Below are 22,259 nucleotides of genomic sequence, written 5' to 3' on the forward strand. Positions count from 1 at the left end.
TCGACGCGTGGCGCCGCGGGGTCGCGCGAGGTGGGGACGAACAGGATTCCCCCGACGATGGCCAGCGCCGCGATGGGGATGTTGACCATGAATATCGAGCCCCACCAGAAGTGTTCGAGCAGCCAGCCGCCGCTGATCGGCCCGACGGCCACCCCCACGCCGACCATGGCCGCCCACAGTCCGATCGCCTTGGCGCGTGGGACCGGGTCGGTGAAGATGTTGGTGATCAGGCCCAGCGTGGTCGGAAAGATCACCGCGGCGCCGATGCCCATCGCGGCGCTGGCCATCGTCGGGGGAATCCTGTTCGTCCCCACCTCGCGCGACCCCGCGGCGCCACGCGTCGACGTCCCCGGCCTGATCCTGTCCGCGGTAGGAATCACGACGCTGGTCTACACCGTCATCGAGGCGCCAACGTGGGGATGGACCAACGTCCGCACCGCAGCCGGATTCGCCCTCGCGACAGCCGTTCTCGCCGCGTTCGCGGTGTGGGAGCGGCGCAGCACCCACCCGATGCTCGACGTCTCGGTGTTCGCCAACCGGCGGTTCTCCGGCGGCAGCCTGGCGGTGACCGCCGGCTTCCTGACCCTGTTCGGGTTCATCTTCGTCATCACCCAATACTTCCAATTCATCAAGGACTACACCGCGTTTCAGGCCGGCGTTCGCCTGCTTCCGGTCGCCGCCTCCATCGCGGCGGCCAGCATCCTGGGACCGCGACTGGTGGAACGAATCGGCACCACGGCCGTCGTCGCCGGCGGTCTGACCGTGTTCGCCGCCGGCCTGGCGTGGGCGTCCACGGCCGATGCCGCCACGCCCTACATCCAGATCGCCCTGCAGATGCTGCTGCTCGGCGGCGGCCTGGGCCTGACCGTTTCGCCGGCCACCGAGGCCATCATGGGATCGCTGTCGGTCGACAAGGCCGGCGTCGGCTCGGCCGTCAACGACACCACGCGCGAACTCGGCGGCACCCTCGGCGTCGCCATCGCGGGCAGCGTCTTCGCGTCGGTGTACTCCGGACGTCTCGGCACGGCGGCGTTGACCGGACTGCCCGCCGACGCGATGCGCCGCTCGATGGCGGTGGCGCACACGGTGATCGGACGGCTGCCCATCCAACAGGCGGGCCACGTCCGCGCCGTCGTGGATCGCGCCTTTCTCGACGGCATGCAGGTGAGCTCCCTGGTGTGCGCGGGCATCGCGCTGGGCTCCGCGATCGTCGTGGCCTGGCTCCTGCCGGCCCGCGCGCGCCAAGCGACGCCGTCCCCCGAACTGGCCAGGGCCTGATAACTCCCAACCACAGAAAGGCACGAAACCAATGAGTACAACCGAAAGCAGCTACGTCCTCGGGCACGCCGACGAGGAGGTGCAGCGGCTGCTCCTGCAAGGACGGCTCTACGACGGCTACACCGAACACGCGCTGCGGCTGGCCGGGCTGCGACCAGGCATGCGGGTGCTCGATATCGGCAGCGGGCCCGGCGACGTATCGTTCGTCGCCGCCCGGCTGGTCGGCCCGACCGGAAGCGTCCTCGGCGTCGACGCCGCGCCCGCGATGGTCGAACTGGCCCACACCCGCGCCGCCGAAAAGGGCTTGGCCAATGTGCGTTTCACGCAGGCCGCTATCGACTCGATCGCCCTGGACGAACCGGTCGACGCGGTGGTCGGCCGGCTGATACTGATGCACCTGCCCGACCCGGCCGCCACGCTGCGGCGCCTGACCTCCCTGGTGCGCCCCGGCGGCGTGGTCGCGTTCGCCGAGATCGACATCACCCGGGCGCGCAGCGTCCCGGAGCTGCCGCTGTTCAGCCAGGTGATTGCGGGCATCGTCCGCGCCTTCGAGGCCATGGGCATCAGCCCGCGGTTCGGCACCACGCTGCACACGGTCTTCGCCGACGCCGGCCTGGGGGCGCCGCAATTGGCCATCGGCGCGCCGATCGGCACCGCCGCCGACGTCGACATCCTCGCCTACGGCGCGGAAGTCTGGCGGCTCGTCTCGCCCATCGCCGAACAAGGTGGCTTCGGCCTGGATGATCTCGGTGACATCGGCGAGTTCGTGCCACGTTTCCGCGAGGAGGCGCTGGCGGCCGACGCCCTGATCACCATGCCTTCCATCATCACCGCATGGGCCGAGGTGCGGAAATGAACTCCATAATCGCGGCCCAGTACTCGACAGGCTTGTCCCGCAACAACATCGAACGCGCGCTGCGCTCCGCCGGAATGGACCTCGACCACCTGGCGCCCGCCGACCTGGCGATGCTGGAGGACTTCCACACCATGGGCCGCATCGCCACCGCCCAACTGGTCGACCTGGCGGGCATCACCAAAGACAGCGACGTCCTCGACGCTGGCAGCGGCGTCGGCGGTACCGCGCGCTATGTCGCCGACCGCTTCGGCGCTCGGGTCGCCGCGGTGGACCTCACCGACGAATACTGCGACACCAACCGCTGGCTCAACGGGCTGGTCGGCCTCGGCGACCTGATCTCGGTTCGTCAGGCCGACGTCACCGAACTCCCCTTTGCCGACGGCACATTCGACGTCGCCATCAGCCAGCACGTCCAGATGAACGTGGCCGACAAGGCGCGCGTGTACTCCGAGGCGCATCGGGTGCTCAAGGACGGCGGGCGACTCGCCCTGTGGGACATCACGATTGGCGGCGGCGGCGAGCTCACCTATCCCCTGCCCTGGGCCGACGAACCCGCGCGCAGCCACCTGGCGACCCCCGACAAGCTGCGCGCCGCGGTCGAGTCCGCGGGTTTCACCGTCACGGCGTGGAACGACCTCACCGACCAGGCGGCCGCGCTCATGCAGGCCATCCTGGCCCAGCCCGACGGCCCGCTGGGCCTGCACGCCTTCGTCACCGACTTCCGCCGAAAGGCCGAAAACCTGACGCAGGCCCTGGCCGACGGACGCCTGCGCGCCATCCAGTCACGGTGCGAACGATGAACATCTTGGCGCCCTACGCAATTCCGGACCAACGCTATACGCTGGCGTGGAGCGGCGGCCGCGGCGAGGTCAGGTTCCTCCGGCGGCCGGACGGCTCCCGGTTGCGGTACTTCACGGCGGGAACCGGCCCACCGCTCGTCCTGCTGCACACCGTCCGCACGCAGCTGGATTACTTCCAGCGAGTGGTGCCGGCGCTGTGGGACGACTTCACCGTGTACGCGCTGGACCTGCCCGGCATGGGCTGGTCCGACGTCGTACCCGGCGCCCGGTATGGGGAGGCCGAATTGCGCGGCGCGGTGGTCGAGTTCGTCACGACTCTAGACCTGCGCGACGTCACGCTGGCCGGCGAATCGATGGGCGGCGCGCTCGCGCTGCTGGCCTCGATCGAGCTGACCGACCGGGTGAGCAACGTGATCGCCTTCAACCCCTACGACTACCCCGGCGGCCTCGAACGCGGCAACTGGTTCGCCCGCGTGATCGGGACCGGCGTCCGCCTGCCCGGTTCCGGACCGGTCTTCGCCGCGCTCGAGAATCGCCTCATCCTGCGCGGCGTGCTGGCCGGCGGCTTCGCCGACCCCGGCGCGCTGCCGAAGGACTTCCTCGTCGAGCTGCGCCGCAGCGGCCACCGTCCCGGCTACCCCCGGGTGAGTCGGGCGATCATGCGCGTCCTCCCCGGGCTCATCAACGCGAAAGACCGCTACCCGCAGGTGAAGACGCCGGTCACGCTGGTCTACAGCGAGCACGACTGGTCGCGCCCCGCGGAGCGGGACCAGGTCGCCCGCCTACTCGGTGTCCGGGCCGTCACGGTAAGCGGCGCGGGCCACTTCTCGGCCCTCGAACGCCCCACGGAGATGGTCCGCATCATCCGACACGCGCGGCGATGTTGAGCGGCCAGCGCACGAAACCGTCGATGCGCCAGCCCGTTTCAGCTTGTTTTAAGGGGGTGTACCGCCACCAGTCGGCCGCTTGGCCTCGCGGGGAATCTAGGTGTGCAGTATTCGGGCAGGCCGTCGAGCTTCCACAGGATGGCCCACAGGCGCAGATGAGCCCGTCGGGCCGGCCGCGCGTCTGGGCCGAGAGTCGGGATTTACCAGTCGTCGGTGTCCACCCGAGAATAGTGTGCGGTCTATGAAGCGACTATTCGTGGGGTCCTACAACGGGAGAGGTCATGCCATTGTTCGGCAATAAGGACCATGCCGCCAAGGATGAGGCCAACCGCGCCGCGCTGCTCGAGGCGGAGCGGTTGATGACGCTGTCACCGGCGGAGCTGGCCGCAGTGCTCATGCCGGCGTTCGGCCCACATGGAGCAGTGCCGAGTGCCAGGCCATTACCCGGTAACCCGGTAAGCCTCCGCTGCGTCGAGCTCGCCGGGTGGCTGTTTTCCGGTGCTCCCCCGCCCTCGGGGAGCCCGCTGGCGCCGCGCTTGGAGGGTGCCCTACGGGAGGCCGTGCAGGTGCTCGAGCATGCCGAATTGGTCTACCTGAGCGGCCAGGGGGAAAGCATCAGCAATCAGAAGTGGAGCGCCACCCGTTCGGGGTTGTCGGCCCTGGCCAAGGGTGAGGCCGTTGTCAGGCAGCGCATCAACGATCGGTAGGAGCCGCGTGGCACCCGCGGGAGCCGCGATCAAACGACACGGATTCGCAATCCGGCGCGCGCGGCGTCCATAAGCTGTGATGGTGCAACGCTGCGGTGAGTGCGGATTCGCATACGACCTGACCGCCGCAGCGCGGGCCGGCGACGAGATCCGTGGTGGCATCGCCGAATTGGCCCGCCTGCTCGCCACCGTCGAGCCGGTCACCCTCGCGCGGCGGACCGCGCCGCAGCTGTGGTCACCGCTCGAATACGCCTGTCACCTCCGCGACGTACTGATCACGCAGCGTGAGCGGGTGCTGCTGGCCCGACGCGTCGACGTGCCCGCCGCCGTGCCGATGGGCCGTGACGAACGCGTCGCCCACGAGGGGTACGCCGAAAGCCGTCCGGCCGAAGTCGCCGAGGAGCTGACGATCGCGGCGCGGCTGCTGGCGAACACCCTGCGCCGGCTCGACGACGCCGACTGGGAGCTCCGCATCGTCTACAACTGGCCGCGGCGCACCCAGCGGACGCTCCGCTGGGTGGCCGTCAACACGATGCACGAGGTGCGCCACCACCTACTGGACATCGACCGCCAAATTGCCTAGGCCGTACCGGTAGCGGGCCGGGTCAATCGACGGGGCGTGCTCGCGTTGCCACACGGCCGACTCGGCCGAATACCGGGGCCGGGCGGGCTGGGGATGTTGCTGTCGCCGGTCGAAGCGGTCGAGCCGGTGCGCGGGCACCAGGCCGGTCAGCATCAGATTCCCGATCTCGCGCAACACTTTTCCCGGGGTGCGCCGGGTGTCGGCCGCCTCGACGTAGCGGCGGGCGATCGTGGGGAAGTCTTCGGGTTCGACCCCGGCTACGTCGCGCACGTGGGTGGTCGGGCCGCCCACCTCCCAGACTCCCAGCGCGGTCTCGGGCAGGTAGTGGCGCAACCCGGACTCGAAGTACGTGTCGACTCCGAGTCGCTTGGCGTTCACGTGCACCGCTCGCATGAACATCCACGGCGGCATTTCCATGAGGCGGACCCGCCGCCCCATGGCGTCACCCACCATCTCCGCGATCTCTTTGCCGGACAACAGCTTTGGCCCGGTCGGGCGGTAGGCCCGACCGTCGTGGCGATGCGGGTCGAGCAGTGCGCCCACCGCGACCCGGGCGATGTCCTCGTTGGACGGGGGCGCGTTGAGTCGTCCCCCGGTGCTCGGTGCCGGCAGCACCCCGAGTTGGACGGTAACCGGCAGGGCCATGAAATAGTTGTCCGCGAAGAAGCCGGGATCGACCGCGACGTGGGCGGTGTCCGGCAGCAGCCGAAACAGCTTGTCGGACAGCCAGTGCTGGCGCGTCATCAGCGACGGATGCTCGGGGCTGGCCAGCCACTGGCCCAGCGCGACCACCGCGTCGACGCCGGCGTCGCGGGCGCCCACGGCGAAGCTGACCGCGCTGTCGAGCGCGTGCGGGTGGTACGGAGGGTTGAAGAACAACCGGTTCACGCCCTCGACTGCGGCCCGAACCTGTTGAATGTCAAGCATATCCGCCACGACCACCTCGGCGCCCATGGCCCGCAGCCGGGCACTGCGCGCGTCGTCGCGGCGCACCAGTGCCCGCGTCGGCACGCCCCTTTCCAACAATTGGGCCACCACGGCGCCGCCTATCCTTCCCGTCGCGCCGGTGACCAGCACACGTGTGTTCGTCATTGAACTTTCCTTCCCATTTGAACAGTAATGTGACCGATGGTTACATCCGCAGTATGCGCCGGTGATGTGACCGTTGTCAACATTCGAGCCGGCGTGAGATCGTGTTGGCATGAATTCCGTCGGCCCCCCTGCCAAAAAGGGCTACCACCACGGTGCGTTGCACTCGGCCCTGGTCGAGGCGAGCATCGCCCTGGCCCGCGAGGGCGGGCCCGACCGGGTGATCCTGCGCGAGGCGGCCCGCGCCGCCGGGGTGTCGCACTCGGCCGCCTACCGCCACTTCGCCGACCGCGAGGCGCTGCTGGCCGAGGTGTCGAGCTACGCGCGCGACGAGCTCGCCGCGCAGATGCGCCGGCGCGTCAGTCGCACCAACGACCCGCGCAAGAGGCTGCGCGCGGTCGGCACCGCCTACATCGACTTCGCGATGTCCGAGCCGGGATTGTTTCGCACCGCGTTCACCTCGCACCCCGCGACGTCCCCCGGGGCAACCGACACCACCGCCGACCCATTCGGGGTCCTCGGCCAGGTGCTCGACGAGGCCCAGGCCGCCGGCCTGCTGGACGCTCGGCGCAGGCCGGGGGCCGAAATCGCCGCCTGGTCGGCGGTGCACGGGCTGGCCTGCCTGCTGCTCGACGGACCGCTCCCTCAAAGCCCCGCAGCCGTCCGTCTCGCGCAGACCCAGGTGTTCGACCTGATCGAGCGCGGCCTGCTGAACGACGTGTAAACCGGCGCCCCAAAGGCCGCGATCCCTGGCGGCAGGCATCTCGGCATGGTGGAGTGGGTATCGCACCAAGTAGTCGCCCGATACCCGAAAGTGAGGTCACCCGTGCTGGGTCTGCCGGAGAAGGTGCGCGCCTGCCTGTTCGACCTCGACGGGGTCCTCACCGATACCGCGAGCGTGCACACCAAGGCCTGGAAGGCCATGTTCGACGCCTACCTGGCCGAGCGGGCCAAGCGAACGGGGGAAGAATTCGTCCCCTTCGACGCGGTCGCCGACTACCGAAAGTACGTGGACGGCAAGAAGCGCGAGGACGGCGTCCGGTCGTTCCTGCAGAGCAGGGGAATCGAGCTGCCGGACGGCGATCCGGACGACCCGGGCGACGCCGAGACGATATACGGCCTGGGCAACCGCAAGAACGACATGTTCCAGAAGGTCCTGCGCGACGACGGCGTGGAGGTGTTCGAGGGATCGCGCCGCTACCTGGAGGCGGTGTCGGCCGCCGGCCTCGGCATCGCCGTGGTGTCCTCGAGCGCCAACACCCGCGACGTCCTCGAGATCACCGGCCTCGACCGGTTCGTCCAGAAGCGGGTGGACGGCGTCACGCTGCGCGACGAGCACATCGCCGGCAAGCCGGCCCCCGACTCCTACCTGCGCGGGGCGGAGCTGCTCGATGTCTCCGCGGACGCCGCGGCCGTCTTCGAGGACGCGCTGTCCGGCGTGCAGGCCGGCCGGGCCGGTAACTTCGGCTACGTGGTGGGTGTCGACCGGGTGGGCCAGGCCGAGGACCTGCGCCGCAACGGCGCCGACGTGGTGGTCACCGATCTCGCGGACCTGCTGTGAGGCATGATCCCCGATGATCACTGAGGAGTGCTACCCCGTCGAACCGTGGCAGATCCGCGAGAACCGGCTCGACCTGAACCTGCTGGCGCAGTCCGAATCGCTGTTCGCCCTGTCCAATGGGCACATCGGCCTGCGCGGCAACCTCGACGAGGGCGAGCCACACGGCCTGCCGGGCACCTACCTCAACTCCTTCTACGAGATCCGGCCCCTGCCGTACGCCGAGGCCGGCTTCGGCTACCCGGAGGCGGGTCAGACGCTCGTCGACGTCACCAACGGCAAGATCATCCGGCTGTTGGTCGAGGACGAGCCGTTCGACGTGCGCTACGGCGAGCTGCTCTCGCACGAGCGGGTGCTCGACCTGCGGGCCGGGACGCTGACCCGCCGCGCGCACTGGCGCTCGCCCAACGGCAAGCAGGTCCGGGTCGTGTCCACCCGGCTGGTCTCGCTGGCCCAGCGCGGGGTCGCAGCCATCGAGTACGTCGTCGAAGCGGTCGAGGAATTCGTGCGGGTCACCGTGCAGTCCGAGCTGGTCACCAACGAGGACCAGCCCGAGACGTCCGAGGACCCGCGGGTGTCGGCGATCCTGGAGAACCCGCTCGAGGCCGTCGACCACGAAAACACCGAAACCGGAGCGCTTCTCATGCACCGGACCCGGGCCAGTGCGCTGATGATGGCCGCCGCGATGGACCACGAGATCGAGGTTCCCGGCCGCGTCGAGTTCAGCACCGACGCCCGTCCCGACCTGGCGCGCACCACGGTGATCTGCGGGCTGCGACCGGGCCAGAAGCTGCGCATCGTCAAGTACCTGGCGTATGGGTGGTCGAGCATGCGCTCCCGCCCGGCGCTGCGCGACCAGGCCGCCGCCGCGATCCACAGCGCCCGCTACAGCGGCTGGCAGGGACTGCTGGACGCGCAGCGGTCCTACCTCGACGACTTCTGGCAGAACGCCGACGTCGAAGTGGAGGGCGACCCCGAGTCCCAACAGGCCGTGCGGTTCGGGATGTTTCACCTGCTGCAGGCGAGCGCGCGCGCCGAGCGCCGCGCCATCGCCGCCAAGGGGCTCACCGGAACCGGCTACGACGGCCACGCCTTTTGGGACACAGAGGGTTACGTGCTGCCCGTGCTGAGCTACACCGCGCCGCACACCGTCGCCGACGCGCTGCGCTGGCGGGCGTCGACGCTCGACCTCGCCAAGGAGCGCGCGGCCGAGCTCGGCCTCGACGGCGCCAGCTTCCCGTGGCGAACCATCCGCGGGCAGGAGTGCTCGGCCTACTGGCCGGCAGGGACGGCCGCCTGGCACATCAACGCCGACATCGCCATGGCCTTTGAGCGGTACCGCATCGTCACCGGCGACCAGGAGCTGGAGCGGGAGTGCGGGTTGCGGGTGCTGGTCGAGACGGCCCGGCTGTGGATGTCGCTCGGGCACCACGACCGGCACGGCGTGTGGCACCTCGACGGCGTCACCGGTCCGGACGAGTACACGGCGGTCGTGCGCGACAACGTCTTCACCAACCTGATGGCGGCGCACAACCTCATCACGGCCGCCGACGCGTGCAACCGCCACCCCGAGGAGGCGGAGGCGCTGGAGGTCACCACCGAGGAGGCCGCCGCCTGGCGCGACGCCGCCGGCGCCGTCAGCATTCCCTATGACGCGGAACTCGGCGTCCATCAGCAGTGCGAGGGCTTCACCACCTTCGCCGAATGGGACTTCGAGAAGAACACCACCTATCCCCTGCTGCTGCACGAGGCCTACGTGCGGCTCTACCCCGCGCAGGTGATCAAGCAGGCCGACCTCGTGCTGGCGATGCAATGGCAGAGCCACGCGTTCACGCCCGAACAGAAGGCGCGCAACGTCGACTACTACGAGCGGCGCATGGTGCGCGACTCGTCGCTGTCGGCCTGCTCGCAGGCCGTGATGTGCGCCGAGGTCGGCCATCTGGAGCTGGCCCACGACTATGCGTACGAGGCCGCGCTGATCGACCTGCGCGATCTGCACCACAACACCCGCGACGGGTTGCACATGGCCTCGCTGGCCGGGGCCTGGATGACGCTGGTCGTCGGGTTCGGCGGCCTGCGCGACGACGAGGGCATCCTATCGCTGGATCCCCTACTGCCCGACGGGATTTCGCGGCTACGGTTCCGGCTGCGCTGGCGTGACTTCCGGCTGACCGTCGACGTGAACCACTCCGATGTGACCTACACCGTGCACGACGGGCCCGACCACGACCTGGACATCCGGCACGCCGGCGAGCAGCTCACCCTGCACACCGATGCGCCGACGACCGTGGCGGTGCACATCCGCAAGCCGCTCCTTCCGGCGCCGCAGCAGCCGGCGGGCCGCGAGCCGCTGCACCGGCGCGCGCTGGCCCGGAGTCAGTGAGGCTCGACGAGGCGGGCCACCTCGGCCTGCACCGCCTCGCGTATTTCGTCTTCGGTCAGCTCGTCCAGACCGGTGGCCGAGCGCAGGAAGGGCGCGAACAGCCGCCAACCCAATTGCAGCGCAAAGCCATTGGCGACGGCCAGGCGGGCGCTGCGGTCGTCCTGGTGGGTCGGGCGGAACCGGTCGAACAACAGGGCGGCGCCCGGAAACCGCGACTGCAACTTGCCCGCGGGATAGCCGTCGAGCAGTGTACGGGCCATCACCCGCATGTGGCGGTCCAGCGCCCGCTCGGCCTCCGGGGACGAGGGGTCGGCCTCCAGCAACGCGGTCGTCGTCGCGCCTAGGTGATCCAGCACGGCGCCCACCAACTGTTCCTTGGCGCCGAAGTACCGAAACACCAGGCCGTGGTTGACCTTCGATCGTGCGGCGATGTCGCGGATCGACGTGGCCGCGGGACCGCGCTCGGCGAACAGGTCGGTGGCCGCCTCGAGGATCGCCGCCACCACCTCTTCCCTACCGGTGGGACTCTCGCGGCGCTCAACCCTTGCGGAATTGTTAGTCACGTGACTACACTACACGTTAGTCAAGTGACTACCACCGAGTTGCGGCAAAAAGGACAATTGAAATGACACAGCCAGTGACCGTCACCAAGCTGGGCAGCCGGATCGGCGCCCGGATCGACGGGGTGAAACTGGGCGGCGACCTCGACCAGGCGACCGTCGACGAGATCCGCGGGGCCCTGCTGGCCCACAAGGTGATCTTCTTCCGCGGGCAGGACCACCTCGACGACGAGCAGCAGCTCGAGTTCGCGCGGCTGCTGGGCACCCCGATCGGCCACCCCGCGGCGGCCTTCCTCGCGGGCAAGCAGGCGCCGACCATCACGCCCATCAACTCCGAGTACGGCAAGGCGACGCGCTGGCACACCGACGTCACGTTCGCCGCGAACTACCCCGCGGCCTCGATCCTGCGCGCGGTCACGCTGCCCAGCTACGGCGGCTCGACGCTGTGGGCCTCGACCGCGGCGGCCTACGACGAACTGCCCGAGCCGCTCAAATCACTGGTCGAGAACTTGTGGGCGCTGCACACCAACCGCTACGACTACGTGACCCCGGAGTCGATCGAGACGATGACCGAGGCGCAGCGCGCGTTTCGGCAGGCGTTCGACAAGCCCGATTTCCGGACCGAGCACCCGGTGGTGCGCGTGCACCCCGAGACCGGTGAGCGCACGCTGGTGCTGGGCGATTTCGTTCGCGGGTTCGTCGGGCTGGACAGCTACGAATCGACGGTGCTGCACGAGCTGCTGCAGCGGCGAATCACCGCCCCCGAGAACACCATTCGCTGGACCTGGAGCTACGGCGACGTCGCCATCTGGGACAACCGGGCCACGCAACACCGTGCCATCGACGACTACGACAACCAGCATCGGCTGATGCACCGGGTCACGCTGATGGGCGACGTGCCCGTCAACGTTTACGGGGAGCGCAGCCGGGTCGTCAGCGGCGCCTTGCTCGATGCCACCACGCCCGCCGAGATCGCAAGCTGATTTGAGGGGTCAGCCTGCGGTGCTCACCGGGTTGCTCGGTAGCCAGCGCAACGCGCCCGGCGCATGCGCTGGCACTACCGGGTGCGCAGGCGGAATCGGGGACAGCCTGCGGTAGGTGTCGCCCTGCAGCGGGCGCAGGTCGTTCTCGCCCTTGTTCGGCCACAGCGACGCGGCCCGCTCGGCCTGCGCGGTGATGGACAGCGACGGGTTGACGCCCAGGTTCGCCGAGATCGCCGCGCCGTCCACCACGAACAGCGTCGGGTAGCCGTAGACCCGGTGATAGGGATCGATGACGCCGCTTTGGGGACCGTCGCCGATCACCGCGCCGCCGAGGAAGTGCGCCGTCAGCGGGATGTTGAACAGCTCGCCCCAGGTGCCGCCGGCCACGCCGTCGATCTTGGCGGCGATGCGGCGGGTGACCTCGTTGCCGACCGGGATCCACGAGGGGTTGGGCTCGCCGTGCCCCTGTTTGCTGGAATACCAACGGATTCCGAGCTTGCCGCGCTTGGTGAACGTGGTGATCGAGTTGTCCAGGTGCTGCATCACCAGCGCGATCACCGTGCGTTCGCTCCACTGCCGCACGTTGATCATCCGCAGGATCCCGCGCGGGTCCTCGCGGCCCTGGTCCAGCAGCTGCTTCCAGCGCGGCGTGTCGGTGCCGCCCGGTCCGTGCCCGTCGGTCATCAGCGTCTGCAGCAGCCCCATCGCATTGGAGCCCTTGCCGTAGCGGACCGGCTCGACGTGCGTGTCGGACGTCGGGTGGATCGACGACGTGATCGCCACCCCGTGCGTGAGGTCCAGATCGGGCTTCACCTCCAGCGTCGCGGCGCCGACGATCGACTCGGAGTTGGTGCGGGTCAGCACGCCCAGGCGTTCCGACAGGCGCGGCAGCTTCCCCCGATCGCGCATCTTGAACAGCAGGTGCTGCGTCCCCCAGGTGCCCGCGGCCAGGATCAGGTGCGAGGCGGTGTAGGTGCGCCGGTCGCGGCGCAGCCAACTTCCGGTGCGTACCGTTCGGACCTCCCACAGGCCGTCGGGACGCTGCTCGAAGCCCTTCACCGTGGTCATCGGAATGACTTGCGCGCCATTGGCTTCCGCGAGGCCGAGGTAGTTCTTTACCAGCGTGTTCTTGGCGCCGTAGCGGCAGCCGGTCATGCAGCAGCCGCATTCCAGGCAGCCGGTCCGGTCCGGCCCGGCGCCGCCGAAGTACGGGTCCGGCACGGTCTTGCCGGGCGCCTTGGTGCCGTTCGGGCCGAAGAACACCCCGACCGGGGTGGGCACGAAGGTGTCGCCACACCCCATCTCGTCGGCGACCTCCTTCATCAGGCGGTCGGCGTCGGTGAACGTCGGGTTCTCCACCACGCCCAGCATCCGTTGCGCCTGCTCGTAATGCGGCATCAACTCGTCGCGCCAGTCGGTGATGTGCGCCCACTGCCGGTCTTTGAAGAAGGGCTCCGGCGGCACGTACAGGGTGTTGGCGTAGTTGAGCGAACCGCCGCCCACCCCGGCGCCGGCCAGGATCATCACGTTGCGCAGCGGATGGATCCGCTGGATGCCGTAGCAACCCAGCCGCGGCGCCCACAAGAACTTGCGCAGGTCCCAGGAGGTCTCGGCGAACTCCTGGTCCGAGAAGCGGCGGCCGGCCTCCAGCACGCCCACCCGGTAGCCCTTTTCCGTCAGCCGCAACGCGCTGACGCTGCCCCCAAACCCCGACCCGATGATCAGGACGTCGTAATCCGGCTTCATTGCACCAGTATGGCCATACCAGCCGGTAACAAACCAGTAGTGTAATCCGCACTGATGCGTTGATGCGATAGCATCAATTGGTGCGAACAACCCTCGACCTCGACGATGACGTAATGGCTGCGGCCCGCGAACTCGCGGCAAGCGAGCGGCGGTCGCTGGGCGCCGTCATCTCCGAGCTGGCGCGCCGCGGGCTCACCCCCGCGCGTGTCGACGCCGAGGATGGATTGCCGATCATTCGCGTCCCACCCGGCACGCCGGCGATCACACCCGAGATGGTCCGGCGCGCACTCGACGAAGACTGACGCGGTGGCTCTGCTAGATGTCAATGCTCTCGTTGCGCTGGCATGGGATTCACACATCCACCACGTCCCGATGCGGGAGTGGTTCGTCGCCAACGCCTCGCATGGCTGGGCCACCTGTCCCGCCACCGAAAGCGGTTTCGTGCGCGTGTCGACGAACCCGAAGGTACTTGCCAGTCCGATTGGGATCGCCGATGCGCGACGTGTCCTGTCGGCACTGAGGGGCACCAATGGTCATCGCTTTCTGGTCGACGACGTGTCGCTTGCCGACGGGGACATCCCGCCGATTGCCGGTTATCGCCAGGTGACGGACGCACATCTGCTGACGCTTGCCCGCCGCAGGGGCGTCCGCCTCGTCACGTTCGACGTGGCTATCGTCACTCTCGCAAACGGTGAGGACGTCGAACTACTCACCGCCCTGTGACCGGGCCGGCGGCGAGCAGGCACAGAGGTTCAGCCCCCGACGGTCAGGCCGACCTTCTGGAACTCCTTGAGGTCGCAGTAACCGGCCTTGGCCATCGACCGCCGCAGGCCGCCGACCAGGTTCAGGCTGCCGAACGGGTCGTCCGACGGGCCGCCCAGCACCCGCTCCAGCGGCGGCCGCTCGCCCACCGCGATCTGCAGCAACGCCCCGCGCGGCAGCGACGGGTGCGCCGCGGCGGCCGGCCAGAACCAACCACCCCCGAGCGCCTCGGCCGCCTCGGCCAGCGGCGTGCCCAGCACCACCGCGTCGGCACCGCAGGCGATGGCCTTGGCCAGCTCGCCCGAGGTGTGGATGTCGCCGTCGGCCAGCACGTGCACGTACCGGCCGCCGGTCTCGTCGAGGTATTCGCGGCGCGCGGCCGCCGCGTCGGCGATCGCGGTGGCCATCGGCACGCTGATGCCCAGCACCTCGTCGCTGGTGGTCACGCCCCGGGTGGAGCCGTAGCCGACGATGACGCCGGCGGCGCCGGTGCGCATCAGGTGCAGCGCGGTGCGGTGGTCGAGCACCCCGCCGGCGACCACCGGCACGTCGAGCTCAGAGATGAAGGTCTTCAGGTTCAGCGGCTCCCCGGCCCCTTCCCTGTCCAAGGCCACTCTTTCGGCCGACACGATCGTGCCCTGGATGACCAGCAGGTCGATCCCGGCCTGCAGCAGCACCGGCGTCAGCGCCTGGGCATTTTGCGGGCTGACCCGCACCGCGGTGATCACCCCCGCCTCGCGGATGCGCGCCACGGCCGACCCCAGCAGGTCCGGGTCCAGCGGCGCCGCGTGCAGTTCCTGCAGCAGCCGGATCGCCGCCGACGGTTCGGGCTCCTTTTCGGCGGCCTCGAGCAGTTGCGCGATCTTGGCCTCGACGTCGGCGTGCCGGCCGATCAGCCCCTCGCCGTTGAGCACGCCCAGCCCGCCGAGCCGGCCGAGCTCGATCGCGAACTCCGGCGACACCAAAGCGTCGGTGGGATGGGCGATTACCGGGATCTCGAAGCGGTAGGCGTCCAGTTGCCACGCCGTCGACACGTCCTTCGACGAGCGGGTGCGCCGCGACGGCACGATGCTGATCTCGCTCAGTTCATACGTGCGACGGGCGACGCGGCCCATGCCGATCTCGACCATTGCCAGTTCGCTGTTCACCGGGCGAAATAGTTGGGCGCTTCGACCGTCATGGCGACATCGTGCGGGTGGCTCTCGCGCAGCCCGGCCGCCGTGATCCGGACGAACTGCGCCTGCTGCAGCACCTCGATGGTCGGCGAGCCGGTGTAGCCCATCGCGGCGCGCAGGCCGCCGGTGAGCTGGTGGATCACCGACGACAGCGGTCCGCGGAACGGCACCCGGCCCTCGATGCCCTCCGGCACCAGCTTGTCCTCGGAGAGCGCGTCGTCGGCGAAGTAGCGGTCCTTGGAGTAGGACTTGCCGCCGCCCGACCCGCCGGAGCCCCGGCCCGCCATGGCGCCCAGCGACCCCATGCCCCGGTAGCTCTTGAACTGCTTGCCGTTGACGAAGATCAGCTCGCCGGGCGCCTCGGCCGTGCCGGCCAGCAGCGAGCCGAGCATGGCCGTCGACGCGCCGGCGGCCAGCGCCTTGGCGATGTCGCCGGAGTACTGCAGCCCCCCGTCGGCGATGACCGGCACACCGGCCGGGCGGCACGCCGCGACGGCTTCCAGGATCGCGGTGATCTGCGGTGCGCCGACGCCGGCCACCACCCGCGTCGTGCAGATCGAACCGGGGCCCACCCCGACCTTGACCGCGTCGGCCCCGGCGTCGACGAGCGCGGCGGCCGCGGCCCGGGTGGCCACGTTGCCGCCGATGATCTCGACGCGCTCGCCGACCTCGGCCTTGAGTTTGCCGACCATGTCGAGCACCAGCCGGTTGTGCGCGTGCGCGGTGTCCACGATCAGCACGTCCACGCCGGCGTCGACCAGCATCATCGCGCGGACCCAGGCGTCGCCGCCGACGCCGACGGCGGCGCCGACCAGCAGCCGCCCGTCGCTGTCCTTGGTGGCCAGCGGGTGCTGCTCGGTCTTGACGAAGTCCTTGACGGTGATCAGCCCGGTCAGCCGGCCGTGCCCGTCGACGACCGGCAGCTTCTCGATCTTGTTGCGGCGCAACAACCCCAGCGCCGCGTCGGCGCTGACGCCCTCCTGGGCGGTGATCAGCGGGGCCTTGGTCATCACCTCGGCGACCTTCTTGGTCTGGTCCACCTCGAAGCGCATGTCGCGGTTGGTGATGATGCCGACCAGCGCGCCGTCGTCGTCGACGACGGGCAGCCCGGAGATCCGGAACCGGGCGCACAGCGCGTCGACCTGAGCCAGCGTGTTGTCGGGGCGGCAGGTGACCGGATCGGTGACCATGCCGGCCTCGGAGCGCTTCACCATCTCGACCTGGCCGGCCTGCTCGGCGACCGGCAGGTTGCGGTGCAGCACCCCCATGCCGCCCGCCCTGGCCATCGCGATCGCCATCCGCGACTCGGTGACGGTGTCCATCGCCGAGCTGACCAGCGGCACCTTCAGCCTGATCTTCTTGGTGAGCTGGCTGGAGGTGTCGGCGGTGGCCGGGACCACATCGGAGGCCGCGGGCAGCAGCAACACGTCGTCGAACGTCAATCCGAGCATCGCGATTTTGTACGGGTTGTCGCCCCCGGTCGGCAGCGGGTCGTCGGCCAGTCCGGGGAGGTGGGGGTCGCGCAGGTACGGGCTGGCAACCAGGTCGGAGCTGTCTTCTAAATGGGACATGCCACGGGACATCGGTGGGGCCCTCCATACGCGCGCGGAGTGAGAAGCCCATCCTATCGGCTGGCACGGACAGCGGACGCGCTTGCCCGGGCGCCACGCGGCGCGCGTCTCCCTGCTGGCGCGATGACGGCCCGCCTGCGTAGTCTAGAGGCGTGCGTGACCACCTCCCACCGGGTTTGCCACCCGACCCGTTCGCCGACGACCCCTGCGATCCGTCGGCTGCGCTCGAAGCCGTCGAGCCGGGGCAACCCCTGGATGCCCAAGAGCGGATGGCGGTCGAGGCGGACCTGGCCGATCTGGCCGTCTACGAGGCCCTGCTGGCGCACAAGGGAATTCGCGGACTCGTGGTGTGCTGCGACGAATGTCAGCAGGACCACTACCACGACTGGGACATGTTGCGGGCCAACCTGTTGCAACTGCTCATCGACGGCACCGTCCGCCCGCACGAGCCCGCCTACGACCCCGAACCCGACTCCTATGTCACGTGGGATTACTGCCGGGGATACGCCGACGCCTCGCTGAACGAAGCGACGTCAGACGCGGACGGGTTTCACCGCCGCTGAGCTAGGGCGTGTCGTCCGGCGCCGCTGATGGCGGCGTGGACGAGTGCCCGTGATGCCGATGCCGCCCGGACGACGGGCTTGTGGTGGGGCTCGTCGTCGAACCTGCTGATGGGCTCGGCGGGGTCGTGCTCGGCGCGGCCGGCGAGGTGGACGACGCGGCCGGCGCCTTGGGCTTCGGCGCGGCCGGCGGCAGCGTCGCGTTCGGGTTGCGCGATTCGACCCGGGTGTTGAGCAGGTTCACCTCGTCCAACAGGTCGTTGCGGCTGGCCCCGTCGTTCATGGATTGCACCGTGCTGCTGACCTCGGCCAGCTGATTTTGCGCTTGGGCCCACTGGCCCTGGTCGATCATTTGCTGAACCTTGGCCAGTTCGGCCTTGGCCGACAGCTCGATCTGGCTGTCCTTGACCCTCGGCTGGTCGAAGAACATCGCGTGCAGGCCGTACAGCGTGTCGCCGGGACGGGCCTCGACCACCATGGCCCCGAACCCACTCAGCACCAGCAGCGTGGCGGCCACCGATCCGATCGCGGCGAGGCCGCGGCGGGCGCGCCGCCGCTCGGCCAGCCCGGCGTGCAGCGCCCCGACGGCCTCTTCCGGCGAAACCAGCGCGCTGGCCGGCGGCCAGCGCAGGTCGTCTCGCCAGTCGGCCAGCAGGACGGCCAACGCGTCATCGTTGGGATCGTCCAGATCGACCGGCCGGCGCTCGGCCAACGCGTCGAGAAGCAGGTCGGTGCTGGCGAATTCATCCAGGGATTCAGGCATAGTCACCCGCCGCGACGATTTCGGACTTGAGCCGGGACAGCGCCCGGTGCTGGGCCACGCGGACCGCTCCCGTCGTGCTGCCGACGGCGGCGGCGGTCTCCTCGGCGGACAGGCCGACGACCACCCGCAGGATCAGGATCTCGCGCTGCTTGGACGGCAGGATCTCGAGCAGCTCGTTCATTCGGCTGACCGAATCGGCCTCGATGGCCCGTTGCTCCGGCCCCGCGTCGGTCGACCAGCGTTCGGGAATGGTCTCGGCGGGGTAGGCGAGGTCACGACCGGCGGCCCGGTGCGCGTCGGCGACCTTGTGGGCCGCGATGCCGTACAGGAAGGCCAGGAACGGGCGTCCCCGCTCGCGATAGCGCGGCAGCGCCGTGATGGTGGCCAAGCACACCTCCTGAGCCACGTCGTCGGCTGTCAGACCACCCCGGGCGACCGTGCCGACTCGCGCGCGGCAATATCGGACGACGATCGGACGGATGGTCTCCAGCACCTCCCGTAGGGCGTTTCGGTCCCCCGCCACGGCCTCCGCGACCACAGCGTCGAGACGTTCCCCTTGAATTGTCATCGACGGCGGTTGCTCCAACGTTACGAACGGGACACATCGCGGGCTAACTAACGCAATGACAATAACGGGCCGAAGGCCGTTTCAAGCGGAACGCCACGCGCCCCCGGCGCGCCGCACCTGGCCTGCGCAGATATCGCGAATTTCACGCAGCTTTTGTGTTGAAAACGTGACACTTTCGATGTCGATCAGCAAGCAAGCCAGCGCCCATCGAAGCGGGATCAGGTTGGACCGGCCGGTGGCGTCCAGCGCCGCCTCGGCGACCCCTCGGGCGCGCTCGACGCGGCCGGCGCTGCACAGCGCGGCGGCGAGCACCACGTCGCTCTTGATCCGGTGCCGCACCGACGAGACGACCATCGCCTCCGCCAGCCGGACGGCCTCCTCGGCGTGACGCACGGCCGACGCACCGTCCCCGGAGGCCATCGCCAACTCGGCGGCCACCCATCCCCGGCGCACCGGGAGCCGGTCCGGGACCGCCCCCAGGTCCACGCGACCCAACAACGTTGCCGCGGCGGCGAACCGGCCGACGCCGAGCGCGTCGGCCGCCAACCCGATCAGCGCATCGGCGCGCGCCTCCGCGTCCGCCCCGGCCAACGCGAGCGCGCGGCCGTCCCAGCCCCGCGCCAGTTCATGCCAGCCCAGCTGGCGCAGGAACGAGCCATGCGTGCTGTGCGCCAGCGACGCCAATCGGCCGCCGGCGCGTCGCAGCTCCGCCAGGTCGTGGTAGGCGCTGCCGTAGCGGCCCTGCCCGCCCGCCGCGACGGCCCGCCACCACAGTTGCTGCGGCGTGTTTGCCGCCGGCAGCGGCCAGGTCCCGGGTTGCTCCCCGAAGGCGGCGGCGGCCAGTGTGCTCTTTATCACCGAAGTGTGACCAGTTTCAATCACGGTGATAGTAGTAAACACTTCGTGCTGTTCTTGTTACCGAGCTGTTAATCGCCATGAGCTGCGTACTAATTGCTCCCCCCACTGTCTTGCGCGCTGAGCTGGGAAATCACGGTCCGGTCAAGCGCCTGGTAGCACGGTCTTTGGTCAAGAAAAGCGTGGCACATGAACGGCGAGTTAATTCTCTTACAACGCTTACATATTTTGGCGACCTAAGTGGCTATTGACGGAAATTCGCCGCCCACCCTAAGTTCTAGTTCGACGGGTAGTCAGCGGTGACCCCACTCGAAAATCGGTTGCACAATCGCTTGTCCGACGCTTCGCGAACCTGAACTTCTGGGCGTGCCGTGCAGAGAGGGAACGATCCAATGCCACAGCCGGAGCAGCTACCTGGCCCCAACGCCGACATCTGGAACTGGCAACTGCAAGGCCTGTGCCGCGGCGTTGACTCGTCGATGTTCTTCCACCCCGACGGCGAGCGTGGCCGCGCCCGCATGCAGCGCGAGCAGCGCGCCAAGGAGATGTGCCGGCGGTGCCCGGTGATCCAGGAGTGCCGGTCCCACGCGCTGGAAGTTGGTGAGCCGTACGGAGTTTGGGGCGGCCTGTCGGAATCCGAGCGCGACATGCTGCTGAAGGGCGACATCGGCCGCAACCGCGGGATCCGTCGCTCGGCCTAGTGCACGCCGGTGCCCAACAGGCCGCCGGAGGAGATCATCACCGCGAGCCACGAGGCTATTCCCGCGCATCCCAGCACGACGCCCGCGATGGCCAGCCCCCGAGGCCGGCTGTCGCGGTTGGCGCGGTCCAGCGCGACGAATCCCATTGCCGCGCCGACGAGCGAAAGAACGATGCCGAGGCCGCAGTTGGCGTGCAGGAGAAGCCCGGCGATGCCCATCATCACCGAGTAGCGCGCCTCCGACTTGGCCTGCGCGGACGGTAGTTCCGTAGTCGTCATTTCTTTCCTCCCACCTGGCTGTTGGTCCCGAGCGTGCCGTGCGGGGCTTGGCGAATTCTGCAAAGTTTCTTGGCCCGCCGAATTTGTCGGGTGAACAATTCGCGGTCGCGATCCGTGTCCTAGAGGTGGGCCGCGCGCCGCAGGCCGGCCGTGGTCCGATCGGCACGTCGTCGAGACCCGCTGCGCCGCGTCGGTTCACCCACTCCACAGGAGGAGTGCCGTGGCTGAACGGTCACACAATTCCTTTGATCAGATCCGGACCACACTTGCACGACAGCGGTGGCTGGATCGGCCGAGCTACCGCCTCGAGCACGCGCTGACCTTCCTGTTCGCGGCCATGGGCCGCCATCGGGATCGGGTCGGCAACGCGCTGCACGGCACCTGGCTCGGCCATCCGCTGCACCCGGCGCTGACGTCGGTGCCGACCGGGGCGCTGACGACGACGGTCGCGATGGATGCGGCCGACCTGCTTCCCGGTCGCACCTACCGCGACGCGTCGCGATTCGCGCTGGGCGTCGGGATCGTCGGCAGCCTCGGCGCGGCCGCCACCGGCGTGACGGACTGGCAGCACACCCACGAGCAGTCGCGCCGCATCGGCCTGGTGCACGGCGTGCTCAACGCGGTCGCGACGGGGCTGTACGCGGCGTCGTGGTGGGACCGGCGCCGGGGCCGTCAGCTGCGCGGAATGGCAAGCAGCGCTTTGGGTTACGGCCTTACCCTCGGCAGTGGCTACCTCGGTGGTGCGTTGGTGTACGGGGAGGCGACCGGCGTCGATCGCTCCGGCGACCGCCTGGCCGCGGATGACTGGACGCCGGTGCTGCCGGCGGCCGCCCTGGACGGCCAGCCGCAGCGGGTCGAGGTCAACGGCGTCGGCCTGGTGCTCTACCGCAACGACGGCCACGTGCTGGCCGTCGGCGAGCGCTGCCCGCACCTGGGCGCCCCGATGGGCGACGGCTGGATCGACCACGACCGCATCGTCTGCCCGTGGCACGGTTCGAGGTTCGCGTGCGAATCCGGGGAGGTGCTGCGCGGACCCGCGACGGCGGCGCTGCCGAGCTACCCCGTACGCATTCGCTACGGGCTCGTCGAGGTCCGAGGGACGGCGAAATGAATTGTTACGAAGTACTTTTCGAGCACCACAAGGTCCTGCGCGGGCTCTGCGAGAAGATCACCTCGATACCGGCGGACACCGACGAACGGCAACGCGCCCTCGACGAGTTGCTGGTCGAGCTCGACATCCACATGCGCATCGAGGACGACCTGTTCTATCCGGCGGTGTCGGCGGCAACCGAGCTCGTCGCGATCGCCCATGCCGAACACCGCCAGGTCTGGGATCAGCTCACGGTGCTGCTGCGCACAGCGCCGAGCGCACCGGAATACACCGACGAGTGGCGCTCGTTCGTCACCGTGCTGGACGCCCACGCCAGCGAGGAAGAGCGCGACTTGTGCCCGGCCCCAATCGATTTGAGTGCGGACGTGCTTGAGGCCCTGGGAAACCGGATGGTCGAGCGCATCGCCGAGCTGCGTCAATCGAGCGTCCACCGGCTCCGCGTCCGCGGGCGTAAGGCCCTGCTCAGTGCGCTGGGAGGATAACCG

25 protein-coding genes and 1 pseudogene are annotated in these 22,259 nt (G+C 69.3%); 16 read left to right on the plus strand and 10 right to left on the minus strand.

Annotated elements, in window-relative coordinates; translation table 11 throughout:
- Window positions 1–287: MFS transporter (locus A5712_RS18765; protein WP_231982161.1), on the minus strand; the 287-nt coding region annotated here is incomplete at its 3' end.
- Here A5712_RS18765 and A5712_RS18770 point away from each other — a divergent pair.
- From A5712_RS18770 to A5712_RS18795, 6 genes and pseudogenes are all read left to right on the plus strand, one after another.
- Window positions 244–1,278, plus strand: a pseudogene (locus tag A5712_RS18770) (MFS transporter); the annotation flags it as partial. The gene A5712_RS18765 and the pseudogene A5712_RS18770 overlap by 44 nt on opposite strands.
- A 31-nt stretch (window positions 1,279–1,309) precedes the next feature.
- Window positions 1,310–2,134: a class I SAM-dependent methyltransferase gene (locus A5712_RS18775; protein WP_068107990.1), complete on the plus strand. Its 825-nt coding sequence runs from the start codon at window positions 1,310–1,312 to the stop codon at window positions 2,132–2,134.
- Entirely contained in the window at window positions 2,131–2,934 is an 804-nt protein-coding gene (locus A5712_RS18780; RefSeq protein WP_068107992.1) for a class I SAM-dependent methyltransferase, read from the plus strand. Before A5712_RS18775 ends, A5712_RS18780 begins: the two co-directional genes overlap by 4 nt.
- Window positions 2,931–3,821 carry an alpha/beta fold hydrolase gene (locus A5712_RS18785; protein ID WP_068107994.1) on the plus strand — a complete coding sequence of 297 codons (891 nt, stop codon included), beginning with the start codon at window positions 2,931–2,933 and terminating at the stop codon, window positions 3,819–3,821. Before A5712_RS18780 ends, A5712_RS18785 begins: the two co-directional genes overlap by 4 nt.
- Window positions 3,822–4,102: 281 nt before the next feature.
- On the plus strand, window positions 4,103–4,528 hold the full coding sequence (locus A5712_RS18790; protein WP_068107996.1) for a hypothetical protein: 426 nt from the start codon (window positions 4,103–4,105) through the stop codon (window positions 4,526–4,528).
- A 79-nt stretch (window positions 4,529–4,607) separates the two neighbouring features.
- On the plus strand, window positions 4,608–5,111 hold the full coding sequence (locus A5712_RS18795; protein ID WP_082973516.1) for a DinB family protein: 504 nt from the start codon (window positions 4,608–4,610) through the stop codon (window positions 5,109–5,111).
- Here A5712_RS18795 and A5712_RS18800 read toward each other — a convergent pair.
- The gene (locus A5712_RS18800) at window positions 5,082–6,203 is read right to left on the minus strand and encodes an NmrA family NAD(P)-binding protein (protein ID WP_068107999.1); all 1,122 of its coding nucleotides are present in this window, start codon (window positions 6,201–6,203) and stop codon (window positions 5,082–5,084) included. The genes A5712_RS18795 and A5712_RS18800 overlap by 30 nt on opposite strands.
- 109 nt (window positions 6,204–6,312) lie before the next feature.
- Between A5712_RS18800 and A5712_RS18805 the strand changes: the two genes are divergently transcribed.
- From A5712_RS18805 to A5712_RS18815, 3 genes are read left to right on the plus strand one after another with little or no spacing between them, the layout of a single operon-like run.
- On the plus strand, window positions 6,313–6,924 hold the full coding sequence (locus A5712_RS18805; RefSeq protein WP_068108001.1) for a TetR/AcrR family transcriptional regulator: 612 nt from the start codon (window positions 6,313–6,315) through the stop codon (window positions 6,922–6,924).
- 45 nt (window positions 6,925–6,969) lie between these two features.
- Entirely contained in the window at window positions 6,970–7,761 is a 792-nt protein-coding gene (locus A5712_RS18810; protein WP_068108003.1) for a beta-phosphoglucomutase family hydrolase, read from the plus strand.
- A 13-nt stretch (window positions 7,762–7,774) separates the two neighbouring features.
- Window positions 7,775–10,141 carry a glycoside hydrolase family 65 protein gene (locus tag A5712_RS18815; RefSeq protein ID WP_068108005.1) on the plus strand — a complete coding sequence of 789 codons (2,367 nt, stop codon included), beginning with the start codon at window positions 7,775–7,777 and terminating at the stop codon, window positions 10,139–10,141.
- Here A5712_RS18815 and A5712_RS18820 read toward each other — a convergent pair.
- Window positions 10,135–10,704 (minus strand): TetR/AcrR family transcriptional regulator, encoded by a 570-nt coding sequence (locus A5712_RS18820; protein ID WP_082973518.1) that lies wholly within the window; start codon window positions 10,702–10,704, stop codon window positions 10,135–10,137. The genes A5712_RS18815 and A5712_RS18820 overlap by 7 nt on opposite strands.
- 62 nt (window positions 10,705–10,766) lie before the next feature.
- Here A5712_RS18820 and A5712_RS18825 point away from each other — a divergent pair, with 62 nt between their 5' ends.
- The gene (locus tag A5712_RS18825) at window positions 10,767–11,684 is read left to right on the plus strand and encodes a TauD/TfdA family dioxygenase (protein WP_068108009.1); all 918 of its coding nucleotides are present in this window, start codon (window positions 10,767–10,769) and stop codon (window positions 11,682–11,684) included.
- Window positions 11,685–11,693: 9 nt separating this feature from the next.
- On the opposite strand, the gene A5712_RS18830 is transcribed toward A5712_RS18825, so the two are convergent.
- Entirely contained in the window at window positions 11,694–13,430 is a 1,737-nt protein-coding gene (locus tag A5712_RS18830; protein WP_068108011.1) for a GMC oxidoreductase, read from the minus strand.
- A gap of 80 nt (window positions 13,431–13,510) precedes the next feature.
- On the opposite strand from A5712_RS18830, the gene A5712_RS18835 reads away from it, so the two are divergent.
- Together A5712_RS18835 and A5712_RS18840 are read left to right on the plus strand one after the other, a co-directional pair.
- The gene (locus A5712_RS18835; RefSeq protein WP_068108124.1) at window positions 13,511–13,732 is read left to right on the plus strand and encodes an antitoxin; all 222 of its coding nucleotides are present in this window, start codon (window positions 13,511–13,513) and stop codon (window positions 13,730–13,732) included.
- A 4-nt stretch (window positions 13,733–13,736) separates the two neighbouring features.
- Window positions 13,737–14,153 (plus strand): TA system VapC family ribonuclease toxin, encoded by a 417-nt coding sequence (locus A5712_RS18840; RefSeq protein WP_068108013.1) that lies wholly within the window; start codon window positions 13,737–13,739, stop codon window positions 14,151–14,153.
- 29 nt (window positions 14,154–14,182) lie between these two features.
- On the opposite strand, the gene A5712_RS18845 is transcribed toward A5712_RS18840, so the two are convergent.
- Both A5712_RS18845 and guaB read right to left on the minus strand, forming a co-directional pair.
- Window positions 14,183–15,322: a GuaB3 family IMP dehydrogenase-related protein gene (locus A5712_RS18845; protein WP_068108129.1), complete on the minus strand. Its 1,140-nt coding sequence runs from the start codon at window positions 15,320–15,322 to the stop codon at window positions 14,183–14,185.
- Between the two features lie 14 nt (window positions 15,323–15,336).
- Window positions 15,337–16,950 (minus strand): IMP dehydrogenase, encoded by a 1,614-nt coding sequence (guaB, locus tag A5712_RS18850; RefSeq protein ID WP_068108016.1) that lies wholly within the window; start codon window positions 16,948–16,950, stop codon window positions 15,337–15,339.
- 140 nt (window positions 16,951–17,090) lie between these two features.
- Here guaB and A5712_RS18855 point away from each other — a divergent pair, with 140 nt between their 5' ends.
- Entirely contained in the window at window positions 17,091–17,501 is a 411-nt protein-coding gene (locus A5712_RS18855) for a DUF5319 domain-containing protein (protein ID WP_068108018.1), read from the plus strand.
- 1 nt (window position 17,502) lies between these two features.
- Here A5712_RS18855 and A5712_RS18860 read toward each other — a convergent pair whose 3' ends face one another.
- The 3 genes from A5712_RS18860 to A5712_RS18870 all read right to left on the minus strand — a co-directional run bounded on the left by A5712_RS18860 (window position 17,503) and on the right by A5712_RS18870 (window position 19,711).
- Window positions 17,503–18,261 carry an anti-sigma-D factor RsdA gene (locus A5712_RS18860; protein WP_082973519.1) on the minus strand — a complete coding sequence of 253 codons (759 nt, stop codon included), beginning with the start codon at window positions 18,259–18,261 and terminating at the stop codon, window positions 17,503–17,505.
- On the minus strand, window positions 18,254–18,829 hold the full coding sequence (locus A5712_RS18865; protein ID WP_081665178.1) for a sigma-70 family RNA polymerase sigma factor: 576 nt from the start codon (window positions 18,827–18,829) through the stop codon (window positions 18,254–18,256). Before A5712_RS18865 ends, A5712_RS18860 begins: the two co-directional genes overlap by 8 nt.
- Before the next feature lie 81 nt (window positions 18,830–18,910).
- Window positions 18,911–19,711, minus strand: coding sequence for a hypothetical protein (locus tag A5712_RS18870; protein ID WP_068108022.1), 801 nt, complete (start codon window positions 19,709–19,711; stop codon window positions 18,911–18,913).
- A gap of 365 nt (window positions 19,712–20,076) precedes the next feature.
- On the opposite strand from A5712_RS18870, the gene A5712_RS18875 reads away from it, so the two are divergent.
- Window positions 20,077–20,385: a WhiB family transcriptional regulator gene (locus A5712_RS18875; RefSeq protein ID WP_067009583.1), complete on the plus strand. Its 309-nt coding sequence runs from the start codon at window positions 20,077–20,079 to the stop codon at window positions 20,383–20,385.
- Here A5712_RS18875 and A5712_RS18880 read toward each other — a convergent pair.
- Window positions 20,382–20,663 (minus strand): DUF4190 domain-containing protein, encoded by a 282-nt coding sequence (locus tag A5712_RS18880; protein ID WP_068108024.1) that lies wholly within the window; start codon window positions 20,661–20,663, stop codon window positions 20,382–20,384. The genes A5712_RS18875 and A5712_RS18880 overlap by 4 nt on opposite strands.
- A gap of 325 nt (window positions 20,664–20,988) precedes the next feature.
- Here A5712_RS18880 and A5712_RS18885 point away from each other — a divergent pair, with 325 nt between their 5' ends.
- Both A5712_RS18885 and A5712_RS18890 read left to right on the plus strand, forming a co-directional pair.
- A complete protein-coding gene (locus A5712_RS18885) occupies window positions 20,989–21,774 on the plus strand; it encodes a Rieske 2Fe-2S domain-containing protein (RefSeq protein ID WP_082973525.1) in 786 nt (261 codons plus the stop codon).
- Window positions 21,771–22,256 (plus strand): hemerythrin domain-containing protein, encoded by a 486-nt coding sequence (locus A5712_RS18890; protein WP_068108028.1) that lies wholly within the window; start codon window positions 21,771–21,773, stop codon window positions 22,254–22,256. The genes A5712_RS18885 and A5712_RS18890 overlap by 4 nt, the downstream gene beginning before the upstream one ends.
- Window positions 22,257–22,259 lie beyond the last annotated feature (3 nt).

This window comes from Mycobacterium sp. E2327, assembly GCF_001672675.1.
Lineage (GTDB): Bacteria > Actinomycetota > Actinomycetes > Mycobacteriales > Mycobacteriaceae > Mycobacterium.

Excerpts from the sequence above, each read along its gene's own strand:
- A5712_RS18815 (WP_068108005.1), top strand. The coding sequence starts at position 7,775 with ATGATCACTGAGGAGTGCTACCCCGTCGAACCGTGGCAGATCCGCGAG.
- A5712_RS18805 (WP_068108001.1), top strand. The coding sequence starts at position 6,313 with ATGAATTCCGTCGGCCCCCCTGCCAAAAAGGGCTACCACCACGGTGCG.
- A5712_RS18845 (WP_068108129.1), bottom strand. The coding sequence starts at position 15,322 with ATGGTCGAGATCGGCATGGGCCGCGTCGCCCGTCGCACGTATGAACTG.
- A5712_RS18890 (WP_068108028.1), top strand. The coding sequence starts at position 21,771 with ATGAATTGTTACGAAGTACTTTTCGAGCACCACAAGGTCCTGCGCGGG.
- A5712_RS18780 (WP_068107992.1), top strand. The coding sequence starts at position 2,131 with ATGAACTCCATAATCGCGGCCCAGTACTCGACAGGCTTGTCCCGCAAC.
- A5712_RS18790 (WP_068107996.1), top strand. The coding sequence starts at position 4,103 with ATGCCATTGTTCGGCAATAAGGACCATGCCGCCAAGGATGAGGCCAAC.
- A5712_RS18795 (WP_082973516.1), top strand. The coding sequence starts at position 4,608 with ATGGTGCAACGCTGCGGTGAGTGCGGATTCGCATACGACCTGACCGCC.
- A5712_RS18830 (WP_068108011.1), bottom strand. The coding sequence starts at position 13,430 with ATGAAGCCGGATTACGACGTCCTGATCATCGGGTCGGGGTTTGGGGGC.
- A5712_RS18785 (WP_068107994.1), top strand. The coding sequence starts at position 2,931 with ATGAACATCTTGGCGCCCTACGCAATTCCGGACCAACGCTATACGCTG.
- A5712_RS18860 (WP_082973519.1), bottom strand. The coding sequence starts at position 18,261 with ATGCCTGAATCCCTGGATGAATTCGCCAGCACCGACCTGCTTCTCGAC.
- A5712_RS18880 (WP_068108024.1), bottom strand. The coding sequence starts at position 20,663 with ATGACGACTACGGAACTACCGTCCGCGCAGGCCAAGTCGGAGGCGCGC.
- A5712_RS18810 (WP_068108003.1), top strand. The coding sequence starts at position 6,970 with ATGGTGGAGTGGGTATCGCACCAAGTAGTCGCCCGATACCCGAAAGTG.
- A5712_RS18800 (WP_068107999.1), bottom strand. The coding sequence starts at position 6,203 with ATGACGAACACACGTGTGCTGGTCACCGGCGCGACGGGAAGGATAGGC.
- A5712_RS18865 (WP_081665178.1), bottom strand. The coding sequence starts at position 18,829 with ATGACAATTCAAGGGGAACGTCTCGACGCTGTGGTCGCGGAGGCCGTG.
- A5712_RS18875 (WP_067009583.1), top strand. The coding sequence starts at position 20,077 with ATGCCACAGCCGGAGCAGCTACCTGGCCCCAACGCCGACATCTGGAAC.
- guaB (WP_068108016.1), bottom strand. The coding sequence starts at position 16,950 with ATGTCCCGTGGCATGTCCCATTTAGAAGACAGCTCCGACCTGGTTGCC.
- A5712_RS18825 (WP_068108009.1), top strand. The coding sequence starts at position 10,767 with ATGACACAGCCAGTGACCGTCACCAAGCTGGGCAGCCGGATCGGCGCC.
- A5712_RS18775 (WP_068107990.1), top strand. The coding sequence starts at position 1,310 with ATGAGTACAACCGAAAGCAGCTACGTCCTCGGGCACGCCGACGAGGAG.